Origin of the sequence: Streptosporangium sp. NPDC001681 (genome assembly GCF_040298085.1) — a bacterium.
GTDB lineage: Bacteria > Actinomycetota > Actinomycetes > Streptosporangiales > Streptosporangiaceae > Streptosporangium.
Genome location: NZ_JBEOZN010000240.1, coordinates 1 through 6,406, shown reverse-complemented (window position 1 = coordinate 6,406; position 6,406 = coordinate 1). Strand labels below are relative to the sequence as shown.

The window sequence follows — 6,406 nt, the reverse complement described above, 5'->3', positions numbered from 1 at the left end:
CCTTTTCGCCTTCCCCTCGCTCTCTGTTCGGGGCCGTGGTGCGGGTGTGGCGGTGGGTCGGCTCGGGCGGGGCCCGCGCAGCTCGGCTTCGGGGCGGGTCAGGCCGCTGTCACGTTGCGGACCAGGGCCTCGTTGGGGTTGTCGGGCAACTCGGTGAGCGGCTGGGCGACCTCGGAGCCCCTGGGACCGAGGCGCGACGCCGGCCCCGCGAGGGCGTCCAGATCGAAGCCGTAGACGTCGGCCGCGTTCTCCGCGAGGATCTTCCGCAGGTCCGCCTCCGGCCAGTCGTGGAAGAGCTGGCGCAGGGACATGGTCGTGTACGGGTAGGTGCCCTCGTCGTGGGGGTAGTCGCTGCCCCACATGAACTTGTCGATGCCGAGGGTGCGGGCCGCGGCGGCGTCGGCACGCTGGGGGAAGCTCACGCCCAGCCAGACGTTCTGCCGGAAGTACTCGGTGGCCGATCTCGGCAGGATGTGCTCCGGCTTGAACCTCAGCTCACCGACCGCGCCGCTGTCGCGAATCGCCGCCAGGGTGGTGTCCAGCTGCTCCAGCAGGGGCGGCAGCCACGAGCAGCCCTGCTCGGTCAGCACGACCTTGAGCCTCGGGAAGCGCTCGAAGACACCGGAGAGCAGCATGAACAGCAGGGGCCGCCGCGAGTAGTGGGTGATCTCGGAGAGCATGATGAGGGCGGACGACGGCAGCGGCGCGTACGCCGGCGAGCCGGTGCCGCCGTGCACGTTCACCGGAACCTCGAGTTCCTCGCACACCGCCCACAGCCGGTCGTAGTCGGGATGGTTCAGCGGCTTGATCCAGTCGACGTCCGGCGGGATCGTGGGCAGCAGCACGCCTCCGCGCAACCCGTGCTCCTTGATCCAGCGGACGTCGGCGATGGCGTCGTCGATGTCGTTGAGGAAGATCTGGCCGATGCCCGCCCGCCGTTCCGGCGCCCGCCGGCAGAACGCCTCCAGCCAGCGGTTGTGGGCACGGATTCCGGCGAGGCGCTGCTGGTACTCGTCCGGCTTGGGCGGCCGGGCGAACAGCACGAAGCTGGGAAAGAACGGGGGCACCGTGTTGGGGAAGATGACCTCCCCGACGACGCCGTCCGCGTCCTGCTGTGAGTTGCGCATCTCGTCGTCCCAGTTGCGGTACCGGCGCGTGTCACCGAGATCGCTGAACGGGTTCTTGTACCGGCCCCGCCAGGCGTCGAAGTCGTCGTGGTACTTCTGCTCCAGGAACTCCCGGTACATCGCGTGACTTCCCCCGGCATGAGTGTCCGACGATATGACGGTATAGCGCGATTCCTGCTCTGCCATGGTGTCTCCCTGAACTCTGATTTGATCACTGTGAACCGGTGCGCGGCTCAGGCTCCGGGGCCGGCCGCCGTACCGGGACGCCAGAAGACGACGAGCTGCGCCGCCGCTCCGCAGACACCGAGACCGACCGCGACCGCCAGGCGACCCCAGCCGCCGATGGACGGCTCCGCCAGCTCGTCCAGCGACCAGCGGCCGGGGCCCAGCCCCGCGAGGGTCGCCGCACAGACCGCGAGTACCAGCACGTACTCGTAGCCCTCGCCGGGCCGGAAGATGAAGAACCCGTTCCTCAGGTGTGTCGTGACGAGCGCCACCCCCATCACCGCGATCGCCGCGGCCGAGGCGAGGGGGGTGAGCAGGCCGAGCCCGATCAGGACGCCCGCCCCGAACTCCGTCAGGCTCGCTGTCCAGGCGTGCAGCCGGCCCGGCCGCATGCCCAGTGACTCGAACCAGCGCGCGGTCCCCTCGATCCGGCCGCCGCCGAAGACGTGGTTCCAGGCGTGCATGACGAAGACGACGGCCAGCGTGAGCCTGAAGCAGAACAGCGCCAGGTCGGAGGCGCCGTCACCGGAGGTGCTCATCGAACCTGTTCGCGTGGGAGGCGCAGCACCTGCTCCGCGATCACGTTCAGCTGGATCTCCGTGGTTCCCCCGCCGATCAGCAGCGGCGGCACCGAGAGCAGCGCCTGGGCGGCGTCGCCGGCCTCGCCGGCGAGGACTCCGGCCCTCGAACCCAGCCAGCTCAGCTCCTTGCCGCGGATCTCGGCGGCGTTCCAGGCCGACACGACCTTCAGCACGCTCGACTCGGCGCCCGGTTGCAGGCCGGAGAGCTGCCGCACGAACGCGCGCTGGCCGAGTGCCTCGAAGGAGTTGACCTTCGCGGTCAGCACCCCGATGTCACGGACCACCGCCGGCCCGTCGACGCCCAGCGCCTCGGCGGTGCGGGCGGGATTCTCCCGGGGTCCGGACATGCCGCTCCCCATGCTCACCCGCTCGTTGCCCAGCGTGGTGCGGGCCAGCCGCCATCCCTCGCCGGGCCTGCCGACCAGGCACTCGTCGGGGACGAAGACGTCGTCGAAGAAGACCTCGTTGAAGAGGTAGCCGCCGTTGGCCTCGCGCAGCGGCCGGACCTCCACCCCGGCGGAGCGCATGTCCACCAGGAAGTAGCTCAGGCCCTTGTGCTTGGGGGCCTCGGCGTCGCTCCTGGCCAGGCAGATGCCCCAGTCGGCCTCGTGCGCGCTCGACGTCCAGACCTTCTGGCCGTTGAGCACCCATCCCCCGTCGGCCTTCTCCGCCCGGGTCTTCAGCGAGGCGAGGTCGGAGCCGGCACCCGGCTCGCTGAACAACTGGCACCAGACGATGTCGCCGAGGAGCGTGGGCATGACGAAGCGTTCGCGCTGCCGCTCGGTCCCGTGCGCGATGACGGTGGGCAGGGCCCACTCACCGATGACCGTCGACGGCTGGGTCAGGCCGGCGCGCTCGTACTCCTGGGAGATCACGACCTGCGAGATCGGGTCCGCCGCCAGCCCGTACGGCCTGGGGTAGTGCGGGGAGACCAGGCCGGCCTCGGCCAGCAGGCGACGCCGCTCGGCCTGCGGGGCCGAGACGATCTCGCCGAGCGTCTCCGCGACCCGGGCGCGCAGTCCCGCCGGTTCGTCGGTGAGGTCGACGGCCCTGGTCCGCTCGGTGACGCGGGCGAGCCGCCCGGTGCTCTCCTCCCACTCGTGCGCGGGACCCAGCAGGGTCGCCAGGCTCATCGCGCGGCGCCAGTACAGATGGGCGTCGTGCTCCCAGGTGTAGCCGATGCCCCCGAACAGGGTGACCGTCTCCAGGCCCAGCTCCGCGATACCGCCGAGGCAGGTGACCGCGGCCGAGGCGGCGGCGAACGCGAACTGCTCCCGGTCCTGGTCGGCGGCCGAGGCCGCGTCCCAGGCCGCCGCCGACATGAGCCGGCTCTGGATGAACATCCTCGCGCACTTGTGCTTGATGGCCTGGAAGGAACCGACCGGCCGGCCGAACTGCTCGCGCACCTGGACGTAACCGAGCCCGTTCTCCTGGCACCAGCGCGCGATGCCCGCGGCCTCCGCGGAGAACAGCACGGCCGCGAGCGAGCGCAGTTCGGTGCTGTCGACGGAGAGCACCCGGTCGAAGGGCACGAGCAGGCCCTCGGCCGTGACGGAGCCGATGTCACGGGAGAGGTCCACTCCCGGCTGCCGGGAGACCTTGACCGCGTCCCGCTCCGCCGGCTCCAGCAGGAACCAGACGGTGCCCTCGGGAGCCTCGGCACCGAGCACCAGGTGCTCGGCGCTGAGCGCGCCGAGGACGGGCTCGGTCGTGCCGGTCACCTGCCAGCCGTCCCGCCTGCGCACCGCGACAAGGCCCTTCGGCGTGGTGGCGCACGCGCCGGTGGAGCCGCCCGCGAAGCGCGGCAGCGCCCGGGCGCACAGGTCGCCGCCACCGTGCCGCGCGACGACCAGGCTGGTCAGCAGGGTGGGGAGCAGCGGGCCCGGCATCAGCCCCCGCCCGGTCTCCTCCAGCACGACGGCGAGCTCGACGAGCCCGGCGTCGTCGCCGCCGTACTCGGCGGGCAGGTGCATGGCGAGGATGCCCTGCTCCACCAGATGGCTCCAGACCGACGGCCACACCCCGGCGGCCAGGTCCTCGAACTCGGCCCGGGTCGACTCGGAGCTCACGTGGCGGGCGGTGAACCCGGCGATGGACTCGGCGAGCGCCTGCTGGTCCTCGGTCAGTGCGATCGACATCGTCTCGTCACCTCACCTGTCCAGCTTGAGGATGCGCCGGGTGTTGCCGGAGAGGAACTTCGGCCACACCTCGTCCTTGAAGGGCACGCCCGGCATGTCGGTGAAGATCCGCTCCAGGGAGAGCCCCATGGGGAAGTAACCGGCGTAGAGGATCTTGTCGGCGCCCCGGGTGTTGGCGTACCTGATGATGGCCTCGGGGTAGTGCTTGGGAGCGAAGGCGGAGGTGGAGTAGTACAGGTTCGGCCACTTGAGCATCAGCTTCACCGCGAGCTGCTCCCAGGGCTCACAGCCGTGGCGGGTCACCATGACCAGGTCGGGGAAGTCGTACATGACGGTGTCGATCCGCGACACCTCCTGCGGGGCGAACTTCAGCCTCGGCCCGGGGATACCGGCGCACACGAAGATGGGGATGTCGAGTTCCACGCAGGTCGCGTAGACCGGGTACATCTTCGGATCGTCGATCGCGACCTGCGGGAACGTCCCCGCGGGGAACGACCCCACGGCGCGGATCCCGTACTCCTCGTAGTCTCGCCTGATGGCGGCCACGCTGCCCATCACGTCGTTGGGGTCGTCGACGTTGCCCGAGGGGATGAAACGGTCGGGGTAGCGCTTCAAGGCCGCCCGCGACACCTCGTCCGACACCCCGATCATGCCCTGGACGATGCCGAAGCGGTCCATCTCCCGCAGGGTGAGGCCGATCGGGTCGTCCGCGGGGAGGTCCTTGGGGACCTGCTTGAACATGTACTCCGCGGGGAACTGCATCTCCTCCAGCGACCCCCGGTCCCTGGTCTGCCTGCGGATGAAGTCGTACTGCGAGAAGTCCTTCTGCGGGAATCCGATCATCGTGTCGATGACGGGCACTCCGGACGGCATGGCCATCGTGAGCTCCTTTTCAGTCCTGGCTCGGTACTCTGAAACAGGATTTCAGTTTCGTCAAGAGGCGGGCAGAACTTCACCTAATAACAGCAGGCGAGGTCGATGCTTGCCACAACTGAAATCCCGTTCTACATTGCATACATTGCATGCGGCGGTCCAAGAAGGCCGCGCGTGACGACCGGGAGGTACGAACCCGTGGCTGACCTGCCCTTCAGGTACTTCGACTGCGACAACCACTACTACGAGGCGCTCGACGCCTTCACCCGCCATCTGGAACCCCGGTTCGCCAAGCGAACGATGCAGTGGGCCACGATCAACGGCAGGACCCGGCTCCTGGTCGGGGGCCGGGTGAACAAGTTCATCCCCAACCCGACCTTCGACCCGGTGGCCAAGCCGGGTGCCATGGACGAGTACTTCCGCGGCCGCAACCCCAAGTCGGCGGGGACACTCGAACTCTTCGGCGAGCTGGAGCCCATCCGGCCCGAGTACCGCGACCGTGACGCGCGCCTCGCGCTCATGGACGAGCAGGGCATGCAGGGTGCGATCTTCCTGCCGACCCTCGGTGTCGGCATGGAGCAGGCGCTCCTGCACGACGTGCCCGCGCTCACCGCGGCCTTCCGCGCCTTCAACCGCTGGCTCGCCGAGGACTGGGGATTCGCCTACCGGGAGCGCATCTTCGCCGCGCCGTACATCACGCTGGTCGACCCCGACAACGCGGTCAGGGAGCTGGAGTGGGCGCTTGAGCGGGACGCCCGCTTCGTCGTCATGGTGGGCGGGCCCGTCATGACCCCCGGCGGCGGCAGGTCACCCGCCGACCCGATGTTCGACGGCTTCTGGGCACGGGCGAACGAGGCCGGCATCACCGTGCTCTACCACGGCGGCGACTCCTACTACAGCAAGTACCTGGCCGACTGGGGCGAGAGCGAGTTCACCGAGGCGTTCCGCGCCAGCCCCTTCCGCGGCCTGGCCTCGGCGAACTCCCTTCAGGACACCATCGCGAGCATGCTCGCCAACCGGCTGTTCGAGCGCTTCCCCCGGCTGCGGATCGCCTCGATCGAAGTGGGCTCCGACTGGGTCTTCCACCTGTTCGACAAGCTCAAGAAGTCCTTCGGCCAGACCCCGTACCTGTATCCCGAGGACCCGCGCGAGACGTTCAGGCGGCACATCTGGGTGGCTCCCTTCTACGAGGACGAACTGGGCGCGCTGCGCGACCTCATCGGCGTCGACAAGATCTTGATGGGATCGGACTATCCGCACGTCGAGGGCCTGGCCGACCCCGGCTCCTACATCAAGGACCTGGAGAACTTCCAGTACACGGTCGAGCAGAGCAGGCGAGTGATGCGGGACAACGGTCTCGAACTCGCCACGCGGCTGCCGGCCTGACCCGGACCGAGCCGGACCGTGGTCCGCGGGCCCGGACGGCATGCCGTCCGGGGCCGCGGGCCGTTGGGGTGGTTAA

5 protein-coding genes are annotated in these 6,406 nt (G+C 69.5%); 1 reads left to right on the top strand and 4 read right to left on the bottom strand.

Going from position 1 to position 6,406, the window contains the following annotated elements:
* Positions 1–98: 98 nt before the first annotated feature.
* The 4 genes from ABT130_RS46580 to ABT130_RS46565 are packed head-to-tail and all read right to left on the bottom strand — an operon-like array spanning position 99 to position 4,950.
* Entirely contained in the window at positions 99–1,313 is a 1,215-nt protein-coding gene (locus ABT130_RS46580; RefSeq protein ID WP_350966349.1) for an amidohydrolase family protein, read from the bottom strand.
* A gap of 47 nt (positions 1,314–1,360) precedes the next feature.
* Positions 1,361–1,891 carry a DoxX family protein gene (locus tag ABT130_RS46575; protein WP_350966348.1) on the bottom strand — a complete coding sequence of 177 codons (531 nt, stop codon included), beginning with the start codon at positions 1,889–1,891 and terminating at the stop codon, positions 1,361–1,363.
* Positions 1,888–4,071, bottom strand: a complete 2,184-nt coding sequence (locus tag ABT130_RS46570; protein ID WP_350966347.1) for an acyl-CoA dehydrogenase family protein — start codon at positions 4,069–4,071, stop codon at positions 1,888–1,890. The genes ABT130_RS46575 and ABT130_RS46570 overlap by 4 nt, the downstream gene beginning before the upstream one ends.
* 12 nt (positions 4,072–4,083) lie before the next feature.
* Positions 4,084–4,950 (bottom strand): amidohydrolase family protein, encoded by an 867-nt coding sequence (locus ABT130_RS46565; RefSeq protein ID WP_350927141.1) that lies wholly within the window; start codon positions 4,948–4,950, stop codon positions 4,084–4,086.
* A gap of 192 nt (positions 4,951–5,142) precedes the next feature.
* Here ABT130_RS46565 and ABT130_RS46560 point away from each other — a divergent pair, with 192 nt between their 5' ends.
* On the top strand, positions 5,143–6,330 hold the full coding sequence (locus ABT130_RS46560; protein ID WP_350927139.1) for an amidohydrolase family protein: 1,188 nt from the start codon (positions 5,143–5,145) through the stop codon (positions 6,328–6,330).
* Positions 6,331–6,406 lie beyond the last annotated feature (76 nt).

What these genes read in the sequence shown, in the direction of transcription:
- ABT130_RS46580 (WP_350966349.1), bottom strand. Translation starts at nt 1,313, where the DNA reads ATGGCAGAGCAGGAATCGCGCTATACCGTCATATCGTCGGACACTCAT.
- ABT130_RS46575 (WP_350966348.1), bottom strand. Translation starts at nt 1,891, where the DNA reads ATGAGCACCTCCGGTGACGGCGCCTCCGACCTGGCGCTGTTCTGCTTC.
- ABT130_RS46570 (WP_350966347.1), bottom strand. Translation starts at nt 4,071, where the DNA reads ATGTCGATCGCACTGACCGAGGACCAGCAGGCGCTCGCCGAGTCCATC.
- ABT130_RS46565 (WP_350927141.1), bottom strand. Translation starts at nt 4,950, where the DNA reads ATGGCCATGCCGTCCGGAGTGCCCGTCATCGACACGATGATCGGATTC.